The sequence below is a fragment of the Prosthecobacter sp. GW821-HT29F12 genome (genome assembly GCF_058803405.1).
Genome location: NZ_CM179517.1, coordinates 7,247,755 through 7,265,364, shown reverse-complemented (window position 1 = coordinate 7,265,364; position 17,610 = coordinate 7,247,755). Strand labels below are relative to the sequence as shown.

Below are 17,610 nucleotides of genomic sequence, written 5' to 3'. Positions count from 1 at the left end.
CGTGATGCCAAGGCGAATCAAGTGACAAGCACTGAGAAACAGGCACGTTTGGAGCCACCTCCCAGATGAACATGAATGCCGAAACAGTTTTTAGCATCGCGCAAATGCAGCAGCATTACGGAGACTTTTATGCGCTCAGTCCAAAGGTGGATTTTGATCCAGACGAAGTGCCAGACGAACTTGTGCCTCTCATTCCCTATGCAGCTTTTTGGGGCCTGCCGGATGATTTGGACCGGGAGAATTTGGTAGAAGCGGCCTCCCCCGAGATCGTTGCGAATCTCAAATCCATCATTCGATCGCACGACGACGCGCTCGACGCCTGGCTGGCGGGGCCTTTGGCAGACAAGCCGCCATTTTCGGCCGCCTACATTGCTTTTTCCGCCATGCGAATGGCTGCGGATTATTGCTGAGCCCCAATGCTCTACGACGCCCACAATCATCTCCAGGACGAGCGGCTCGACCCGTGGCGTGAGGAGATCCTCGCCACGCTGCCGCAGACCGGGCTGGCGGAGATGATCGTGAACGGCTCCTGCGAGGAAGACTGGCCCGCCGTGGCAGACCTCGCCCGCTCCCACTCATGGATCCGCCCCGCCTTTGGCCTGCACCCTTGGTATGTCAAAGAGCGCACCCAGGACTGGGCCACCACACTCAAGCAGCTTCTGGTAGATCATCCCCACGCCGTCGTCGGTGAGATCGGTCTCGACCGCTGGATTGAAAACCCGGACATCGACGCGCAGCTCGAATGCCTGCGCACGCAGCTCGCCCTCGCCGTGGAGTTGGACCGCCCCGCCACCATCCACTGCCTGCGCGCCTTCGGCCTGCTGGAAGAAACCCTGCGCAACACCCCGCTGCCACGCCGCGGCTTTCTCCTCCACTCCTACGGCGGCCCCACCGAGATGATCCCCGGCTTCGTCAAACTCGGTGCCTACTTCTCTCTCAGCCCTTACTTCGGGCACCCGCGCAAAGCCGCGCAGCTTGCCGTTTTTAAAAGTGTCCCGCTGGAGCGCCTCCTCACCGAAACCGACGCCCCCGACATGTGGCCGCCGGATGATCTGAACCCGCACCCGCTGCATGCAGCCGATGGCAAGGCCCTCAATCATCCCGCCAATCTGCGCGTGAGCTATGAGCTGCTGGCTCAGGTGCGCGGGATGGAAGTGGCGGAGCTGGAGAAAGCCATCGCGGAAAATTACCGGACACTTTTCGGTGCTGCATCTTGAGCGCGCAGGCTCATTCCCTCTAAAATCAAAAATCGATGGCTCGACAATCGTCAATCCTCTGGCTGCAGAGCTCCGTGGGCATGCGCGATTGACGATTGATGAACAATCGATTGTTGATTGTTGAAGTTTCTTCCCCGCAGCCCGCAAGTTCCAGCCCCGTTGCGAGGTGCGCCTTGCTTTCGGGCACATCAGGGCCAACGCTGGCCCGTCCCCTGCTTTCATTATGCCATCCATGCGCAAAACCAAAATCCTCTGCACTCTCGGACCTGCCACGGAGAGTCCTGAAGTCCTTGCCAATCTCATCGCCAAAGGTGCCGACGTCATCCGCCTGAACATGAGCCACGCCTCCCATGACTGGGTGCGCACCGTTTACGCCCGCGTCCGCGAGGCCGCCGCCGCCTCCAAGCGCGAAATTGCCGTCCTGATGGACCTCACCGGCCCCAGCATCCGCACGGGCGATGTGGAGCAGCCCTGGCTGCTTCAGGTGGGAGACACCGTGGAATTTCGCTGCAAGGCCGAAGTACCCCCGAGCACGCCCTACTCCGTCAGCGTGAACTACCCGGAACTGGGCAAGGACCTCAAGATTGGCGACACCATCATGGTGGACGGCGGCATGATCCAGATCAAGGCCAGCGAGGTCTCCACCCTCCGCGTCATCGGCACCGTCATGACCAAGGGCGAGATGAAATCCCGCCGCCACATCAATCTCCCCGGCGTGCCCGTGCGCCTGCCCCCGCTCACGCAAAAGGACTACGCGGATCTCGATCTCGGCGTGGAGCTGGGCGTGGATTTCTTCGCCCTCAGCTTCGCCCGTGAGCCGGGCCACCTGCAGCACCTGCAACTCCTCCTTGAGCAGAAGCAGAGCAAAGCGCGCGTCATCGCCAAGATCGAAAACCAGCAGGCCATCGACAACATCGACGCCCTCGTGGAAGCCTCCGGCGGCATCATGATCGCCCGTGGGGATCTCGGCAGCGAATGCCCCATCGAGGACCTGCCGCTCATCCAGCGCCAGATCGTGGAGCGCTGCTCCTACCATGGCCGCAAGGTCATCGTGGCCACGCAGATGCTGGAAAGCATGATCGAAAACCCGGTGCCGACGCGCGCGGAAGTCACGGACATTTTCAACGCCGTGATCGAGCAGGTGGACTGTGTGATGCTCAGCGGTGAGACCAGCGTGGGCCGCTACCCGGAGAAATGCGTGGAGGTGCTGGACACCGTGATCAGCCGCATTGAGCAGAAGTATCCTTCCGGCCGCTTCGCCAGCGATGCCCCGCTCAAGACGAACAAGCACAAGACCGTGAAGGCCGCCATCCTGCTGGCCAACAGCATCCCCGGCAGCAAGCTCCTCGTCTTCACCATCCGTGGCGTCATGGCGCACTTGCTTGCGCATCAGCGCCCCGAGTTCGCCCCCATCTTTGCCTTCACGCCCAATCTGCACGTCAGCCGCACGCTGGTCACCGCCCGTGGCGTGAACCCCTTCGTGCTCCAATTTACAGAAGGCGACCCCGAGGCTGCCATTCGCAACGCGCTGGACCTGCTGCGCATGGAAAAGCTCATCAAGCACGGCGACCCCCTCGTCATTCTCAGCGATGCACTCTACGACGGCATCAATGTGGATGCGATTCTGCTGCGCGAGGCTTGAAAGCGTGCGGCATCCGGCAGATTAGGGCGGTGTCAGCCGTATTCCAGCCCATGCGATCCGTCCGCCTGCTAGTTCTGTCCTTTCTCATCGCCCCCATGGCGCTGGCGGACACCCGTGTGTTCGTCAGTCTCGCGGGCACGCTGCTGGAGGCGGAGATCACCGCCGTTTCAGGGGACAATGTGACCCTGAAGCGCAGCAGCGATCAGCAGACCCTCACCATCAACCGCAAGACCCTCTGCAAGGAGGACAGCGCCTACATCGCCACCTGGGCGGCGCAGCACCCGGATCTGGCCACCGGCCCTGTGCCCACAGCAGCCAGCACCACAGCGCCAGCGCAGAAATACCGCCTCGTCTGCCAGACGCTGCCGGCCAAGAGCAACCGCAGCGGCGGAGACCTCTACCAGCGCACCTTTGAGCACACTTACAACTTCAACATCAGCAGCCAGGAGGTGACCCGCGACCTGCAGAATGCCCGCGGCCTGGCCCTCATCCTGGCCAAAAACACCTCCGACCGCAACGGTGACCTCATCGTGCTGCAAAAGGAGGAGTTTGACATCTCCATCCGCCCCCAGTCCAAGATGGTGCACACCACTCAGCCCGTGCGCCTCACCTATTTTGTAGGCGGCGACTCGCCGGATGCCGGGGTGAAAAGCTACGGCTATGTGCTTATCATTCGTGATGCCGCAGGCAACGTCCTGCACGTGGAAGCCAGCCCTGACACCAGCGCGAAGTTCACCAAAGAAATCCTCGCCCTGCCCGAAGCCCCCTGCATGGTGGACCGAGAGTTCAAGCTCAAGGCCAGGACGGATGTGCCTCTGGAGTACATCAGTTTCTAGCGCAGCAGGTGCTTACTGCCCCAGCAGAAGCAGCACACCTGCCACGATGGCAAGAATGGGCACCAGGATGCTGAGCGCGCCGAGGGTGATGCCAAAGGCACCCATGAAGCCCACGAGAATGAGATAGATGGCCAGCGCAATCATGCCGCGATTGTTGGTAAGTTTCATGCCTTTGTATTCGGTTTCGCACTTCAGTCCGGCCGTAACGCAAGGGCTCAGACACCTTGCCGGGCCCTGCGGCATGCAGGATCTCTTCCTTCGAATTTAACAAAGGCGCTGCAGCGAAGCCTTTGAGGCTTCGCTGCAGCGCCACGCGCTTGGCGCATCCCGTTTATTGCAATCCCAGGGCGTGCAGCAAAGCAGGAACAATGGAATTGGTGACGCCCATGCCATGATCCTGCTGATACCGCCCGATGGCGTTCAACGTTTGCGGCCCGATCCGACCATCGATCGGCCCCTGATAGTAGCCAAGACGCGCCAGCGCCTGCTGCACGGCGAGCTCATCCGCATACTGACTGTTGGGCTGGTAGGCGTAGCCTCTTGGAAAGCTCTCCCGTGTGGGATAGAACTTCACATTGGGGTTCTCGTAATAATAGGGCGAATTCGGCGGCCCGTAGTAGAAGCCGTGGCCGGCATACCCCATGCCTGGAGACAGGACGTAACCCGAACGCGGGTGCTGCATGTACACGACCTTGTTGTGCTCGTTGTAGTGCGGGATCTTCTGCACGAATTTTTTATCGAACTTGGGCTCAAACTTGTGTTCGAACTTTTGCGGATGTTTGGGGCCGGCAGATCCATGCTTGCCGTTGTTCCCATGGCCTTTGTCCTTGGCCGGGGAGGTCGATGCCACCGTCAAAGAAAGGACGACGGCCAGAGACGCCGAGCCTAATGCTCGGAGACGAATGAGGGGTGGTATTTTCATGGGGATGGGGTTGGGGGTGTGGTGGAAATGAGTTTTTGAATGCCGCGTCTGCGGGTAGATCAGGGCTCAATGGTCACCGGCGTGCCCACTTCCACAGCGTGGAAGAAGGCGGCGGCCATGAAGCCGGGCATGCGGATGCAGCCATGCGAGGCGGCGTAACCCGGCAGGTAGCCCTCATGCATGCCGGTGCCGCCAACGATGCGCATGAAATACGGCATCTTGGCGCCGTCATAGATCGCCCCTTTGGGCTTGGGATCCTTGCTCGTGTCCACATCCTTCTGGATCACGTTGCCATTGGCATCCACGTAATCGCCAAACAAGGAGGACACATGATCGATGTCTTTTTCGATAATTTTAAAATTGCCCGTCACCGTATCGAGCCCTTCACGCCCTGACGAAATGCGCGACATTCCGGCAAGCTGGCCGTCTTTGTAGAAAAAGGCGCGCTGCTGCGAAAGGCTGATGCGGATGGAGGGTTTGCCGCTCATGTAGTCGCCGTTCCAAAAGGACTCTTCGACGGCAACTGGCGGAGACGGGGGCAGAGGCTCGACACAGCCCGGGAGCAGGCAAAGGAGGGCAGCGGCGAGAAGGCAGGAACAGCCATGGGATAGGGTGGAGGGCATTGCAGATAACATGAAGAGCGGAGCTGGCTGACGCGATGAGGTGTTCACCCCATGGATCGCGGCATCAGCCTCTGTCATCTAATCGGATGAATTCTCCAATCAGCCTTCTCGGCATGCGACTTCCTGCACTGGATCTCGCCCGGGCTGCAGCATGAGACATTTTTTAATACGACGTCCGCTTTGGCACCAGCCTCCGATACATCTCAAACCCTAACACCCAATCCATCCATGAATATTCTCCTCATTCTTCTCATTCTGTTGCTTATCGGTGGCGGTGGCTACGGTTTCCGTTCCGGCAATCATTATGTCGGCGGTGGTGCAAGCCTGCTGGTCATCATCCTCATCGTACTGCTCCTCACCGGGCGGATTTAAACTCCAATCCACCCTCTTCGCGGCCGATCGTCCGCTCAAAACCACCAACCCGTCCGTTAACAAAACTCATGAAACTCAGTCCTTTTCTCCTCCTCATTCCCGCCATCGCCACCCTGAACCTCGCATCCTGTGTGGATCCGATGATGGGAGGAGGCGGCTATTCCAACGGTGGAGGCTATGGTGGCGGCTTCAACACCTACTCCACTCTGCCGCAGAATTACTCCGGCAGCGCGTACTACTACCAGGGGCGCTACTATTCAGGCGGCCAGTATCAAACCGGCAGATACAGCTATCAGGGCAGGCAGTACTCGAACCGCTACTACCACAACGGGCAGTACTACTACGGCGGCCAGCACCAGAACCACTCGCATCCTGGCATCCATCCTTCGAGCTACCGTCCTTCGAACAGCTACCCCTCCAGCTTCCGCCCGTCGAACAGCTATCCGTCGAACGTTCGCCCTTCGGGTTACCGCCCATCGGGCAGCTATCCATCGAGCAACCACCCTTCGAACTACCATCCGACGGGCAACTTCCCCGCGAACAACCACCCTTCGGGCGGCCATCCCTCGGGCAATCACTCCTCGGGTGGCCATTCGTCCGGGGGGCACTCGGAACATCATGAAGGCTGGAACAGGTCTTCAGGCCGCCGCTAAACAGCGGGTTTGAATCAGACTCTGGGTGGAGAGGCGTCATGGCTTCTCCACCCTTTTTTCGTACAGGGGCATAAGTGCGCCGGACATCCGCAACCGGGCGGCGATGCCAGACGCCATCTGCTGCGACATCCGATTCTGGCATGACCTGCGATTCATATTTGCACGCAACCACGCTGAAAATTTAACCCACTCCGCCCCGCCATGAATCTCCTCCTCATTCTTCTCATCGTACTGCTCATTGGCGGAGGCGGGTATGGCTTCCGTTCCGGGAATCATTACGTCGGCGGCGGCGCCAGCCTCCTCGTCATCATCCTCCTCGTCCTGCTGCTCACAGGCCGGATTTGAGCGATACCTGCGTCTTGCCACCCACTTGTCTCAAAACTGTGATCTCATGAAACTTCATACCAGCCTCCTCATCCTTCCCGCCCTTGCCGTGCTGGCGCTCTCCTCCTGTGAGAATCCAGCGATGCCCGACAGCGGCGGCCACAGCTACACGAAGCTGCCCCGGAATCACACAGGCAGCGCCTACTACTATCGTGGCCGCTATTACACCGGCGGCCAGTATCAAACCGGCCAATTCACCCATGAAGGACGCCCGTACACGAACCGCTACTACCACAACGGGCAGTACTATTACGGCGGAGAGCACAAGAATTTCCCCCGTGAAAACCACGACTTCCAGCACGGTGACTTCCCGGCGGGCAACTATCCTGACGGCAACTACCAGGGCACGAGCTGGAACAAACCCTGAAAGCCTCCTTGTTGCGCAGCAACAAGGCAACTTTTCACTCCTTCGTCACCGCTTCGTCCAAGTTCAGCAGCATGAGGCACAGGCTCGTCCACGCGGCGTGCTCGAGGGCATCGATGGATTCATCTCGCTTCGACTCCCCCACCGCGAGCAGCTTCAACGCCGCCGCACGATCTGACTGCTGCGCCCGCAATTTGCCAAGCTGCACTTTCAGCAGCGCAGCTTCCGCTTTGGCAGGCTCACGGCAGGTGACGAGATGAAACGCCTGCACGAGCGCGGCGTCTTCATTTCCACGATTTGCCAGCAAGACTCGCTGCGCCAGCACACGGGCGGCTTCCACGTAGGTTACGTCGTTCAAAGTGACCAGCGCCTGCAACGGCGTGTTGGTGCGTGTGGCTTTGATCACGCAGGTCTGCCGCGCGGAGTTGTCGAACAACATGGTGGGCCCCACGATGCGGCGCCAGAAGATGTACAAGGTGCGGCGGTAGAGCGCATCGCCGTGATCCTGGACGTAGCTCTTTTTGCCAAAAGTCGCCTCCTCCCAGATGCCCTCGGGCTGGTAGGGTTTGACTGAAGGCCCGCCAAGCTTGTCCTGCAGCAGGCCTGCCACAAACAAGGCCTGATCACGCAGCATCCACGACGGCATGCGAAAGCGCGGCCCACGTGCGAGATAGCGGTTCTCGGGGTCGAACTGCGCGTCTTTGATTTTCGATGATTGCTGGTAGGTCTCGCTCGTCACGATCAAGCGCATCAGCGCCTTCACATCCCAGCCGCTGTCGATGAACTCGGAGGCCAGCCAGTCGAGCAGTTCGCGCTGCGGTGGCTCCTCGCCCTGCAGGCCAAAATCCTCCGCCGTCTTCACCAGGCCTACACCAAAGAAGGCCTGCCAGAAGCGGTTCACCGTGACTCGAGCGGTGAGCGGATTGTCGCGGTTCACGATCCATTCCGCGAGGCCAAGGCGGTTGCGCGGTGCGTCCGGCTTCATTGCGGGGAGACTCGCGGGTACGTTGAAGCTGACCTTCGTGGTGCTGGGCTTGTCATACGCGCCCTTTTCCAGCACAAAGGTCTCACGCACCTTGGGTGTGGTGTCCATGACCATCACCTTGGTGACGGCGTTGGTGGCTGAAACACGCGCACGCACCGCGGCGAGGAGCTTCTGCAGCAGCTTCGTGTAAACGGCGTCCTTGTCTTTGAAGTAGTTCACCGCCTCCAGCAGCGGATCCACGCCCCGGTTCTTCGGCTCTGTCTTGGCGATGTAGCTCGGCAGGTTTCCAGGCAGCTTGATCGCATCGGATTCCGTCAGCGGTTTGCCTGCGGGACGCGGCCACTTTGTCAGCTCAAACGCCTCCACCTCCGCAGCGACTTGCTTCACTTTTTCCGTGGTCGTTTTCACCCGTTCGAGTTCGGCAGGCGTGGACATGTCCATCGCCGGAGCTGCCTGCCCACTGCGGCCAATGCCGTCTTCGCTTGTCTGGTTGAAGACATCGTAGAGCCCGTAGTAATCACGCATCGTCAGCGGATCAAATTTGTGATCGTGGCACTTCGAGCAGCCCATCGTCAGCCCCAGCCACACGGTGCTGGTGGTCTCCACGCGATCCATCACATTCTCCACCCGCGTCTCTTCTGCGATGCGCCCGCCCTCGCCATTGATCATGTGGTTGCGATTGAAACCCGTGGCCAGTTTTTGCTCCGGCGTTGCATTGGGAAGCAGATCGCCACCAAGCTGCCAGATGGTGAACCGGTCATAGGGCATGTTTTCATTGATCGCCTTCACCACCCAGTCACGCCACGGCCACATGGTGCGCTCAGGATCGCCCTGGTAGCCGTTCGTGTCCGCATAGCGCGCCGCATCCAGCCAGTCCCAGGCCCAGCGTTCCCCGAAACGCGGTGAATTCAGCAGGCGCTCAACCGCTTTGCCATACGGCTCCTTCAGTTCATCCGCTGTCGGAGGCAGCCCGGTCAGATCCAAAGACACACGACGCAGCAAGGCCACCGCATCGGCCCGTGGCGCAGGCTTCATCCCCTTCTCCGCCAGCTTCGCACGCACAAAGGCATCGATGGGGTGCTTGGCGCCCACGTTCGGCACCTGGGGCCGCTCAATCCGCTTGAAGGCCCAGTGCGTGCCCCACTTCGCCCCTTCGTCGATCCACTGCTTGAGCAACTGCTTCTGCGCATCCGTCAGCGTGCGATTGCTCTTCGGTGTGGGCATCACCTCATCCGGGTCGGTGCTGAAGATGCGTTCGATCAGGGAGCTCTCATGGCTCTTGCCCGGGCGAATGGCCGCCACTCCGTCCTTCACCGCTTTCGCGTCTTTCTCCACATCCAGCCGCAGATCGCCTTTGCGCTCCTTCGCATCCGGGCCGTGGCAGAAGTAGCATTTGTCGGAAAGGATCGGCTGGATGTCGCGCGAGAAATCAATCGCCGCCGCAGAGAGAGCGGAGCTGCAAAGAAGGAGAACGCAAAGGACACGCATGGTTGGGCGGAATGAGCATACGATGTCTGCAGGTTCAGTATTGCCAAACACGCATGGCAGATCCTAGCATGCGACCAATGCACATCCCAACCCTCATCGAGCACAAGCGCGACGGCGGCACCCTCACCTCCGAGGAGATCCACTTCGTCATCAGCGCCTTCACTCGCGGGGACATGCCGGAGTACCAGATGAGCGCCCTGGCGATGGCGATCTTTTTCCGCGACATGACAACGGAGGAAACCGCCGCGCTCACCGAAGCCATGCTGCACAGCGGCAGCATGCTGCTGTGGAACGACCACGACCCCATGCGCGTGGACAAACACAGTACCGGCGGCATTGGCGACAAGACTTCACTCATCCTCGCCCCACTGCTGGCCTGCGACAACGTGTGGGTGCCCATGATCTCCGGTCGCGGCCTCGGCATCACGGGCGGCACCTTGGACAAACTGGAAAGCATCCCCGGCTTCCGCACGCAGCTCAATGAGGTGGAGATTCACAATGTCATCGACCGCATCGGCTGCGTGATGGTCGGCCAGACCGCCGGCATCTGCCCTGCGGACAAAAAACTCTACGCCCTGCGCGATGTCACCGGCACCGTGCCCAGCGTGCCGCTCATCACCGCGAGCATCATGAGCAAAAAACTCGCCGAAGGTCTGAACCGCCTCGTGCTGGATGTGAAGTGGGGCAGCGGTGCCTTCATGAAAACGCAGGAGGAGGCGCATCGACTCGCCCACAGCCTTGTCACCGTCGGAGAGGCCATGGGCGTGCGCTCCAGCGTGCGCCTGAGCGAGATGAACGAGCCCACGGGAGAGTCCGCCGGCAATGCCCTGGAAGTCGCCGAATGCGTGCGCTGCCTCCAAGGCCAGGGCCCGCAGGATCTGGAGGACATCGTGCTCGATCTCGCCTCCGCCGTTTCCGTTTCATCCCGCGCGGATCTGGCGATGATGCTGCATCGGGGTGACGCCTGGCAGAAGTTTCAAAAGATGGTCACTGCCCAGGGCGGCAACGTGGATGCACTGGAAAAGATGGCCACCGTGCATCGCGCGCCGTTCATCGGCGAACTCAAAGCCACCGCCAGTGGAACCCTCACGCGCATGGATGCCGGCGGCATCGGCCAGGCCGTCCTCGAACTAGGCGCCGGCCGCTCCAAAGCTGCTGATCCCATCGACTACGCGGTGGGCTGTGATCAGATCGCCAAGACTGGAACGCAGGTGCAAACCGGCGATGTACTGCTGCGCGTGCATGCGCGCACGAAGGGCGCGCTGTTTCGCACGCTGGATGTTTTGGGCGAATGCGTGGAGATTGACTGACGTTTGTAACAAGACCAATCAGCGTTTATTGATGACCATGCCTGAAGAATCGAACTCAAATGCGCCAAGTTGGGCCCGTGGTTCCCAAGGTTGCATCCGCTCTGACGGCTTACGTGTCATGATGTGCTGGGAAATCGATCGTTTGCTCAACAGGGAAATCGCCACTCATTGGAAAATATGGGGCAAAGACATTCTCGCCGAGCAACCAAAGAGTCTCCCTCTGGCTGATGTTTTGAGATGGGTTGATGAAACATACCCTCTACTTCCAAGTGCATCTCAAAACTCCCCTGAATCATCATGAACCGCCGCCGCTTCCTCCAGACCACCACCGCCGCCGCACTGCTGCATGAGTCAGTTCAGGCCGCTCCGCCTGCGACGCGCATCATCGACACGCACACGCATTTCTATGATCCCTCGCGCCCCGGTGGCGTGCCGTGGCCGGGCAAGGGCACGCCTTTGTACCGCACCGTGCTGCCTGCCGACTGGCTCGCGGTGGCAGCGCCGCACGGCGTCAAGGAAACCGTCATCGTCGAAGCCAGCCCGCTGGTGGAGGACAACCAGTGGATTCTCGATCTCGCTGCCAAGGAAAAGAGCATCGTGGGGTTCGTGGGTCATCTCGATCCGGGCGCGGAGTTTGCTGGCCATTTGGAGCGTTTCGCTGCGAATCCCATCTTTCGCGGGGTACGCTGGAGCGGCGCGTTTCTGCAGGATGCTGCGAAACAGGAAGCCGTGCTCGCCGGTGCCAGGCTGCTGGCCAAGCACGGCCTGGAGCTCGATTTGAACGGTGGCCCCAGTTACCTGCCACACGCCGCCAAACTCGCCGCCGACGTGCCCGATCTGCGCGTCCTCATCAATCACCTCGGAGCCTCCGGCGATCCCCAGTCCCTGCGCCCCGAATGGAAGGACAACATCCGTGCTGTGGCCAAACAGCCGAACGCCTTCATGAAAGTCTCCGCCCTCGTGGAGCAGGTGAAATGCGAATACGGCAAGGCTCCGAGCGATACCTCCTACTACCTCCCCGTTCTCGATCATCTGTGGGAATCCTTCGGCCCTGACCGCCTAATCTACGGCAGCGACTGGCCTGTCTCCGACAAAGGGGCACCGTATGAGGTCGTCTTCAAAATCGTGGACGAGTACTTCCGTGCCAAAGGGACTGAAGCCTGCGAGAAGTACTTCTGGAAGAATTCGAAGGCGGCGTATCGGTGGGTGGAACGAAGCTAAAACGGCACCTCTTCTATGGATTGACCACCCCATTGATGCATCTTAGAATAGGTTTATGAGTACTCAGTCTGCCTTCCATCGCGGCGTGCATCCGTTGCTCAACCTCCTGCTCCCTGGCAAGGAGGCGGCAGTGCTGGCTGTGAAACCAGATCAAGCCTTGAGCGCCCGCATTGAGGAACTTGCCACCAAGTCCACCGAAGATAAATTGACCGCCGATGAGCGTGATGAATATGAAGGCTATGTTCAGGCCAACAAATTTGTAGCCACACTCCGTCGGCAGGCCCGGAAAATGCAATCTGAAAGAGCCTCGTGACCGAAGCGACGAGAGCATTCGTTCGCCAACGAGCAGGCTTGCGCTGTGAGTACTGCCGACTGCATCAGGACGATTCACCATTGGCAGCTCTTCACATTGAGCACATCCGCCCGCGAAAACACGGGGGTTCCGATGATGCTGACAACCTCGCTCTCGCATGCATCGACTGCAATTTGCACAAAGGATCTAATCTCACAGGCATTGATCCTCTGACAGGCACTGTGACTGAGCTGTTTCATCCTCGTCTCCAAAACTGGAATGACCACTTTGCATGGCAGGGAATCCGCCTCACTGGCAAGACCGCCGTTGGTCGGACGACTATTCAGGTCTTGAACATAAACTCCGCAGATCAGCTAGATCTCCGTGCTGCTGGATAAACATATGCGCCTCGTCCTCCAACGCGTCTCCTCCGCTTCCGTCACCGTCGAAGACACCATCACCGGCCAGATCGGCATGGGCTTGATGATTCTCGCGGGCGTCGAAAATGAGGACACTCTGGAGGACGCGACCTGGCTGGTTCAGAAACTCACGCAGATGCGCATTTTTGGCGATGCGGAGGGCAAGATGAACCTCAGTGTGAAGGACATCGGCGGGGAGCTGCTGGTGGTGAGCCAGTTCACGCTGCATGCGAGTACTAAGAAGGGAAACCGCCCCAGTTTCATCCGCGCTGCACGGCCAGAGACTGCGATCCCGCTCTATGAACAGTTCCTAGCGCTGCTGGAAACGGAGATGGGCAAGCCTGTGGCGCGCGGCATCTTCGGTGCCGACATGAAGGTGGCTCTGGTCAATGACGGGCCGGTGACCATCTGCATCGACTCACGGGCGAGAGAGTGAAAAGCAGCCCTGTCTGCCTCATGAACATAAAAAGGGCGGACCGAAGTCCGCCCTTCTCATTTGGGTTTTCCAGGTTTTGGGGGTTGGAAAGTTAGGCAAGTCTAGGCTTCACCAGCGTCTCGAGGCGGTTCACACCGCGACGAATGCGAGCTTTAATCGTGCCAAGAGGCTCGTGCAGGCGTTCGGCCACCTCGGCCTGGGTGAGGCCGGTGAAGTAAGTCAGCTCGATGGCTTCGCGCTGATCCTGGGTGAGCCGGGACACGGCGCTGTGGAGAATCGTGTCGCGCTCCTTGAACTCGAGGTTCTCGTGGCCGGAGGGCTCAAACTCGTACTGGTCCTTCTTGTTTTCGGACTCGAAGTCGTCGTTCAGGCGTGAGCGGCGCTGCTTGGAGCGGATGCGGTCGATGGCACGGTTACGGGCCAAAGTCGTCAGCCAAGTAAGCGGCTTGCCTTTGCGGGGTTCGTAGAGGTGGGCCTTGTTCCAGACCTGCACGAGGACCTCCTGCATGACGTCCTCCGTGTCGTGGTGGTCGTTCAAGACGTTGGAGATCGAGGCGAAGATGAGGCCGCTGTACTTCTTGTAGAAAGTCTGGAAACTGGCGGAATCGCGTTCCGAGATGCGCTTCAGGAGGCGGATGTCTTCGACGACATTGGGGTCAACCTCAGGGGAAATTTCAGTCATGTTCATGGTGATTGGGGTTACCTGACAAATTGGAATAATTGCGACAAACGACCTTTCGTCAAAGATTTGTTTCTCTTTTGTCTAATTTTATATCGAATTTTGTCTAACTTTACGGCGCTGAGATGCATCAGCCTGCTTAATATGTGACGGATCGATCCTGCTTTTATTCCCACTGAATCTGAGCCCCCAAAAATGACGACTCCAAGGTGCACAACAGAGCAGCGCACCCATGAATCGATGCCCGGCGAGCCTTTGGATGGCAAAATTTATCCGCGATCTGTATTCGGCCCTATTTGGCTTTTTTAGCCGCCGCTTTCCGGCCGCCATTGCCCTGCACCCCGCGCCCGTTGGGCTTGGCGGGGTCGTACCCGGCGTTTTTCGTGGGCATGAGGGCACCCACGTCTTTCTGCCAGGCCTGCAGTTCGGCGAGCATGGCCTTCACACGCTCAGGCTCCTGGGCGGCGAGGTTCTTGGTCTCGCTGAGATCGTCCTTCAGGTTGAAAAGCTCAGGCTGGTCGTGCTCAAACCACTGGATGAGCTTCCAGTCGCCACGGCGCATGGCCGCACCGGGGGCGCCGCCTTGATTGCCATAGTGGGGGTAGTGCCAGAAGAGAGCGCGCTCGGGCAGCGCCCCCTTACCTTCCAAAAGGGGCCGCAGGCTCACGCCATCGATTCTTACGGTCGGCTGGGTGCCGGTCACATCCGCCAGCGTGGCGAAGTAGTCGGGGCTGCACACCGGTGTACCCACCTCCGCCCCCGGCTTCACCACGCCCGGCCAGCGCACGATGAGCGGTTCGCGGATGCCGCCTTCATAGAGCCAGCCCTTGCCGCCGCGCAGGGGCAGGTTGGACGTGGGCGAGCCCTCGCTGGTGCTCAAGCCGCCGTTGTCCGAGGTGAAAATGATGATCGTGTTTTTCGCCAGGCCCAGTTCGTCCAGCTTGGCCAGCACCTTGCCCACGGCGGCGTCCATGGCCTCCACCATGCCAGCATACACCGCGTGCTCCTGCACCAGGCGCACATCGCGCGGCTCCTCGCGGCCAAACTTGGGCTCCAGCCCGAGCTTCTGGCGCTTGGCCTCATACTTCGCCTGCAAATCGGGCCGCGACTGCAGGGGCGTGTGCACGGAGTAGAACGAGAAAAAGGCAAAGAAGGGCACGGCCTTGTGGGCCTCGATGAACTTGTTGGCCTCCGTGGCGAGTCGATCCGGCAGGTGCTCTCCGGGCGGGCCGTCGGGCAGGCGCGGATTCCCATAGGGCACAAAGTATTTGCCGGGGCCATACGGGCCGCCGCGATCATTGCCGCCCATGTTCACATCATAGCCCTGATTCTCCGGCCAGAAGCCCTCGGGGCCGAGGTGCCACTTGCCGGCGAAAAAGGTGGCGTAGCCTGCGCTCTTCATCAGTTCGCCCAGCGTCATCTCCTCATGCGCCAGACGGTCCGAATACGGGGCGGGCAGCAGCCGGGTGTTGCGCTTCCAGCCTTCCGGCTTCAGCGGAGAACCGATGTAGTCGGTGATGCCCGTGCGCTGCGGCCAGCGCCCCGTCTGCACGGCGGCGCGAGTGGGTGAGCACACCGGGCAGGCGGCGTAGGCGTCCGTGAAACGCGCACCCTCTTTGGCAAGAGCGTCAATGTGGGGCGTCTCATAGAAGGTGCTGCCGTAGCAGCCCAGATCACGCTGGCCGAGATCATCGACGAGGAAGAAAACGACATTGGGCCTTTCAGCGGCGTGCAGCGCAGCGGCGAAAACGCCCAGAAGGAGCAGTGATTTCCAAAACATAGGCCGAAGGGAACGCACCGCCCGGCTCCGACCTTGCCCCAAAACCCCCGTTTTGGCCCTGCCTTACCCCTTGCACGCAGGCCGAATCCGCCGACTCTACGCGCCCTTTTTTCAGCCATGATCCCCAACGCCTACCGTACCTTTCACTGCAACGCCGTCCGCTCAGAGCACATCGGCCAGACCGTCACACTCTGTGGCTGGGTGAATTCGGCCCGCGACCATGGCGGCGTCATCTTCATCGACCTGCGCGACCGCGAAGGCCTGACCCAGGTCGTCTTCCGCCCGGAAGAAAACGCTGAGCTCGCCGCCCAGAGCCATCACCTGCGTGACGAAGACGTGCTGCAGATCACCGGCAAGGTGGCCGCACGCCTCACCGGCACGGAAAACGCCAAGCTCGGCACCGGAGAGATCGAAATCGTCGCCACCGAATTCAAAGTGCTCAACAAGGCCGACGTGCTGCCCTTCCAGCTCGATCGTGAACTGTCCAACGAAGACATGCGGATGAAGTACCGCTACCTGGACCTGCGCCGCGAGCGCATGAGCAAGAACATCCGCACACGTCACAAGATCACCAACGCGGCACGCAACTGCCTCGACGCCGCCGGCTTCATCGAGGTGGAAACACCGATCCTGAGCAACCCGACACCGGAAGGCGCACGCGACTTCCTGGTGCCTGCCCGCCTGAACCCCGGCCGCTTCTACGCGCTGCCGCAGGCTCCGCAGCAGTACAAGCAGCTCATGATGGTCGCCGGCCTTGAGCGCTACTTCCAGATCGCCCGCTGCTTCCGCGATGAAGACCTGCGCGCCGACCGCCAGCCTGAATTCACCCAGATCGACATCGAGGCCAGCTTCATCGAGCGCGATGACATCCTGAACCTCGTCGAAGACCTGCTGGTCAAAATGTTCAAGGCCGGCACCGACCGCGACATCCCCACGCCCTTCCCACGCATGACGTATCAGGAAGCCATGGACCGCTACGGCTCCGACAAGCCGGACACGCGCTACGGCAACGAGATCGTGGACATGGCCGACGTCTTCGCCAACAGCGGCTTCAAAATCTTCCGCAGCACCATCGAGAACGGTGGCGTCGTGCGTGCCATCAACGCGAAGGGCTTCGCCGGCATCACCACCGGGCAGATGATCCGCCTCAACGAGATTGCCACGCAGGCAGGCATGAAAGTGAAGCAGCTCGCCTTCATCAAGGTGGAGCGTGATGCGAATGGCGTGCTGGAATACAAGAGCCCGCTGTGGAAGTTCTTCAGCGAAGACGAGCAAAAGGCCCTCATCGCCAAGCTCGGCGTCGTAGAAAACGACATCGTGTTCTTCTACGCCGGCACCTGGCAGGAAGCCTGCGACATCCTCGGCCGCGTGCGCGTCGAGATCGCCAACATGACCGCGCTGACCAAGGACAGCACCGCCTTCAACTTCCTCTGGGTCGTCGATTTCCCATTGCTCGCCCAAGATGCCGAAACGCAGAGCTGGGTGGCCGTGCATCATCCCTTCACCCGTCCGAAGACCGAGGACATCCCGCTCATGGACGCCGGCGAGTACGGCAAGGTGCGCGCTGAAGCCTACGACGTGGTCCTCAACGGCTACGAACTCGGCGGCGGCTCCATCCGAATTCACGAGAAGGATCTGCAGGCCAAGATGTTCAGCGTCCTCGGCGTGAACGAAGAAGAGCAGGCCCACAAGTTTGGCCATCTGCTCGACGCCTTCCGCTTCGGCGCCCCTCCTCACGGCGGCCTCGCCCTGGGTCTGGACCGCATCGCCATGCTGGTGAGCGGAGAAGACAGCATCCGCGAAGTCATCGCCTTCCCGAAGAACAACAAAGGCAGCGACTTGATGACCGACAGCCCGACGAACATCGACTTCAAGACCCTGCGCGAAATCTACATCCAGAGCACCTGGAAGGAGAAGAAGCCGGAGACTGCCGCGGTGGCGACCGCCTAAAGTTGACCGGTTGCGCCGCAACCGGTTCCAGACTCCA

General features: G+C 60.3%; 21 protein-coding genes. 15 read left to right on the top strand and 6 right to left on the bottom strand.

Features of this window, described 5'->3' with window-relative positions:
- The first annotated feature begins 71 nt into the window (after nt 1–71).
- From AC3RLQ_RS30010 to AC3RLQ_RS29995, 4 genes are all read left to right on the top strand, one after another.
- On the top strand, nt 72–410 hold the full coding sequence (locus tag AC3RLQ_RS30010; protein WP_493032545.1) for a hypothetical protein: 339 nt from the start codon (nt 72–74) through the stop codon (nt 408–410).
- Between the two features lie 6 nt (nt 411–416).
- On the top strand, nt 417–1,217 hold the full coding sequence (locus AC3RLQ_RS30005) for a TatD family hydrolase (RefSeq protein ID WP_493032543.1): 801 nt from the start codon (nt 417–419) through the stop codon (nt 1,215–1,217).
- A gap of 232 nt (nt 1,218–1,449) precedes the next feature.
- Nucleotides 1,450–2,859 (top strand): pyruvate kinase, encoded by a 1,410-nt coding sequence (gene pyk / locus AC3RLQ_RS30000; RefSeq protein WP_493032540.1) that lies wholly within the window; start codon nt 1,450–1,452, stop codon nt 2,857–2,859.
- 50 nt (nt 2,860–2,909) lie between these two features.
- Nucleotides 2,910–3,695: a hypothetical protein gene (locus AC3RLQ_RS29995; RefSeq protein ID WP_493032538.1), complete on the top strand. Its 786-nt coding sequence runs from the start codon at nt 2,910–2,912 to the stop codon at nt 3,693–3,695.
- Nucleotides 3,696–3,707: 12 nt separating this feature from the next.
- Here AC3RLQ_RS29995 and AC3RLQ_RS29990 read toward each other — a convergent pair whose 3' ends face one another.
- From AC3RLQ_RS29990 to AC3RLQ_RS29980, 3 genes are all read right to left on the bottom strand, one after another.
- Nucleotides 3,708–3,863, bottom strand: coding sequence for a hypothetical protein (locus AC3RLQ_RS29990; RefSeq protein WP_493032536.1), 156 nt, complete (start codon nt 3,861–3,863; stop codon nt 3,708–3,710).
- Nucleotides 3,864–4,026: 163 nt separating this feature from the next.
- Nucleotides 4,027–4,617 (bottom strand): peptidoglycan-binding protein, encoded by a 591-nt coding sequence (locus AC3RLQ_RS29985; RefSeq protein ID WP_493032534.1) that lies wholly within the window; start codon nt 4,615–4,617, stop codon nt 4,027–4,029.
- 59 nt (nt 4,618–4,676) lie between these two features.
- On the bottom strand, nt 4,677–5,240 hold the full coding sequence (locus tag AC3RLQ_RS29980; protein ID WP_493032532.1) for a L,D-transpeptidase: 564 nt from the start codon (nt 5,238–5,240) through the stop codon (nt 4,677–4,679).
- 228 nt (nt 5,241–5,468) lie between these two features.
- Here AC3RLQ_RS29980 and AC3RLQ_RS29975 point away from each other — a divergent pair, with 228 nt between their 5' ends.
- From AC3RLQ_RS29975 to AC3RLQ_RS29960, 4 genes are all read left to right on the top strand, one after another.
- On the top strand, nt 5,469–5,612 hold the full coding sequence (locus tag AC3RLQ_RS29975; protein WP_493032530.1) for a DUF3309 family protein: 144 nt from the start codon (nt 5,469–5,471) through the stop codon (nt 5,610–5,612).
- Between the two features lie 68 nt (nt 5,613–5,680).
- Nucleotides 5,681–6,265, top strand: coding sequence for a hypothetical protein (locus AC3RLQ_RS29970; RefSeq protein WP_493032528.1), 585 nt, complete (start codon nt 5,681–5,683; stop codon nt 6,263–6,265).
- A 201-nt stretch (nt 6,266–6,466) separates the two neighbouring features.
- The gene (locus AC3RLQ_RS29965; RefSeq protein ID WP_493032526.1) at nt 6,467–6,610 is read left to right on the top strand and encodes a DUF3309 family protein; all 144 of its coding nucleotides are present in this window, start codon (nt 6,467–6,469) and stop codon (nt 6,608–6,610) included.
- Between the two features lie 46 nt (nt 6,611–6,656).
- The gene (locus AC3RLQ_RS29960; protein ID WP_493032524.1) at nt 6,657–7,016 is read left to right on the top strand and encodes a hypothetical protein; all 360 of its coding nucleotides are present in this window, start codon (nt 6,657–6,659) and stop codon (nt 7,014–7,016) included.
- A 34-nt stretch (nt 7,017–7,050) separates the two neighbouring features.
- Here AC3RLQ_RS29960 and AC3RLQ_RS29955 read toward each other — a convergent pair whose 3' ends face one another.
- On the bottom strand, nt 7,051–9,486 hold the full coding sequence (locus AC3RLQ_RS29955) for a PSD1 and planctomycete cytochrome C domain-containing protein (protein ID WP_493032522.1): 2,436 nt from the start codon (nt 9,484–9,486) through the stop codon (nt 7,051–7,053).
- Nucleotides 9,487–9,563: 77 nt separating this feature from the next.
- Between AC3RLQ_RS29955 and AC3RLQ_RS29950 the strand changes: the two genes are divergently transcribed.
- From AC3RLQ_RS29950 to dtd, 6 genes are all read left to right on the top strand, one after another.
- Nucleotides 9,564–10,796 (top strand): thymidine phosphorylase, encoded by a 1,233-nt coding sequence (locus tag AC3RLQ_RS29950; RefSeq protein ID WP_493032520.1) that lies wholly within the window; start codon nt 9,564–9,566, stop codon nt 10,794–10,796.
- 37 nt (nt 10,797–10,833) lie between these two features.
- Nucleotides 10,834–11,097, top strand: a complete 264-nt coding sequence (locus AC3RLQ_RS29945) for a hypothetical protein (RefSeq protein ID WP_493032519.1) — start codon at nt 10,834–10,836, stop codon at nt 11,095–11,097.
- Nucleotides 11,094–12,017 (top strand): amidohydrolase family protein, encoded by a 924-nt coding sequence (locus AC3RLQ_RS29940; protein WP_493032517.1) that lies wholly within the window; start codon nt 11,094–11,096, stop codon nt 12,015–12,017. Before AC3RLQ_RS29945 ends, AC3RLQ_RS29940 begins: the two co-directional genes overlap by 4 nt.
- An 85-nt stretch (nt 12,018–12,102) precedes the next feature.
- The gene (locus AC3RLQ_RS29935; RefSeq protein ID WP_493032515.1) at nt 12,103–12,330 is read left to right on the top strand and encodes a hypothetical protein; all 228 of its coding nucleotides are present in this window, start codon (nt 12,103–12,105) and stop codon (nt 12,328–12,330) included.
- Nucleotides 12,327–12,707, top strand: a complete 381-nt coding sequence (locus AC3RLQ_RS29930; protein WP_422315662.1) for an HNH endonuclease — start codon at nt 12,327–12,329, stop codon at nt 12,705–12,707. Before AC3RLQ_RS29935 ends, AC3RLQ_RS29930 begins: the two co-directional genes overlap by 4 nt.
- 4 nt (nt 12,708–12,711) lie before the next feature.
- Entirely contained in the window at nt 12,712–13,164 is a 453-nt protein-coding gene (dtd, locus tag AC3RLQ_RS29925; protein ID WP_493032513.1) for a D-aminoacyl-tRNA deacylase, read from the top strand.
- Nucleotides 13,165–13,255: 91 nt separating this feature from the next.
- Here dtd and AC3RLQ_RS29920 read toward each other — a convergent pair whose 3' ends face one another.
- Together AC3RLQ_RS29920 and AC3RLQ_RS29915 are read right to left on the bottom strand one after the other, a co-directional pair.
- On the bottom strand, nt 13,256–13,846 hold the full coding sequence (locus AC3RLQ_RS29920) for a sigma-70 family RNA polymerase sigma factor (RefSeq protein ID WP_395733244.1): 591 nt from the start codon (nt 13,844–13,846) through the stop codon (nt 13,256–13,258).
- Nucleotides 13,847–14,135: 289 nt separating this feature from the next.
- Entirely contained in the window at nt 14,136–15,623 is a 1,488-nt protein-coding gene (locus AC3RLQ_RS29915) for a sulfatase (protein WP_493032510.1), read from the bottom strand.
- Nucleotides 15,624–15,740: 117 nt separating this feature from the next.
- Between AC3RLQ_RS29915 and aspS the strand changes: the two genes are divergently transcribed.
- The gene (gene aspS, locus AC3RLQ_RS29910; protein ID WP_493032508.1) at nt 15,741–17,573 is read left to right on the top strand and encodes an aspartate--tRNA ligase; all 1,833 of its coding nucleotides are present in this window, start codon (nt 15,741–15,743) and stop codon (nt 17,571–17,573) included.
- Nucleotides 17,574–17,610: the final 37 nt, after the last annotated feature.

Coding starts and splice junctions, on each gene's coding strand:
- pyk (WP_493032540.1), top strand. CDS start 1,450: ATGCGCAAAACCAAAATCCTCTGCACTCTCGGACCTGCCACGGAGAGT.
- AC3RLQ_RS29940 (WP_493032517.1), top strand. CDS start 11,094: ATGAACCGCCGCCGCTTCCTCCAGACCACCACCGCCGCCGCACTGCTG.
- AC3RLQ_RS29995 (WP_493032538.1), top strand. CDS start 2,910: ATGCGATCCGTCCGCCTGCTAGTTCTGTCCTTTCTCATCGCCCCCATG.
- AC3RLQ_RS29920 (WP_395733244.1), bottom strand. CDS start 13,846: ATGACTGAAATTTCCCCTGAGGTTGACCCCAATGTCGTCGAAGACATC.
- AC3RLQ_RS29990 (WP_493032536.1), bottom strand. CDS start 3,863: ATGAAACTTACCAACAATCGCGGCATGATTGCGCTGGCCATCTATCTC.
- dtd (WP_493032513.1), top strand. CDS start 12,712: ATGCGCCTCGTCCTCCAACGCGTCTCCTCCGCTTCCGTCACCGTCGAA.
- AC3RLQ_RS29965 (WP_493032526.1), top strand. CDS start 6,467: ATGAATCTCCTCCTCATTCTTCTCATCGTACTGCTCATTGGCGGAGGC.
- AC3RLQ_RS29975 (WP_493032530.1), top strand. CDS start 5,469: ATGAATATTCTCCTCATTCTTCTCATTCTGTTGCTTATCGGTGGCGGT.
- AC3RLQ_RS29980 (WP_493032532.1), bottom strand. CDS start 5,240: ATGCCCTCCACCCTATCCCATGGCTGTTCCTGCCTTCTCGCCGCTGCC.
- AC3RLQ_RS30010 (WP_493032545.1), top strand. CDS start 72: ATGAATGCCGAAACAGTTTTTAGCATCGCGCAAATGCAGCAGCATTAC.
- AC3RLQ_RS29950 (WP_493032520.1), top strand. CDS start 9,564: ATGCACATCCCAACCCTCATCGAGCACAAGCGCGACGGCGGCACCCTC.
- AC3RLQ_RS29915 (WP_493032510.1), bottom strand. CDS start 15,623: ATGTTTTGGAAATCACTGCTCCTTCTGGGCGTTTTCGCCGCTGCGCTG.
- AC3RLQ_RS29945 (WP_493032519.1), top strand. CDS start 10,834: ATGCCTGAAGAATCGAACTCAAATGCGCCAAGTTGGGCCCGTGGTTCC.
- AC3RLQ_RS29985 (WP_493032534.1), bottom strand. CDS start 4,617: ATGAAAATACCACCCCTCATTCGTCTCCGAGCATTAGGCTCGGCGTCT.
- AC3RLQ_RS29960 (WP_493032524.1), top strand. CDS start 6,657: ATGAAACTTCATACCAGCCTCCTCATCCTTCCCGCCCTTGCCGTGCTG.
- aspS (WP_493032508.1), top strand. CDS start 15,741: ATGATCCCCAACGCCTACCGTACCTTTCACTGCAACGCCGTCCGCTCA.
- AC3RLQ_RS29970 (WP_493032528.1), top strand. CDS start 5,681: ATGAAACTCAGTCCTTTTCTCCTCCTCATTCCCGCCATCGCCACCCTG.
- AC3RLQ_RS30005 (WP_493032543.1), top strand. CDS start 417: ATGCTCTACGACGCCCACAATCATCTCCAGGACGAGCGGCTCGACCCG.
- AC3RLQ_RS29955 (WP_493032522.1), bottom strand. CDS start 9,486: ATGCGTGTCCTTTGCGTTCTCCTTCTTTGCAGCTCCGCTCTCTCTGCG.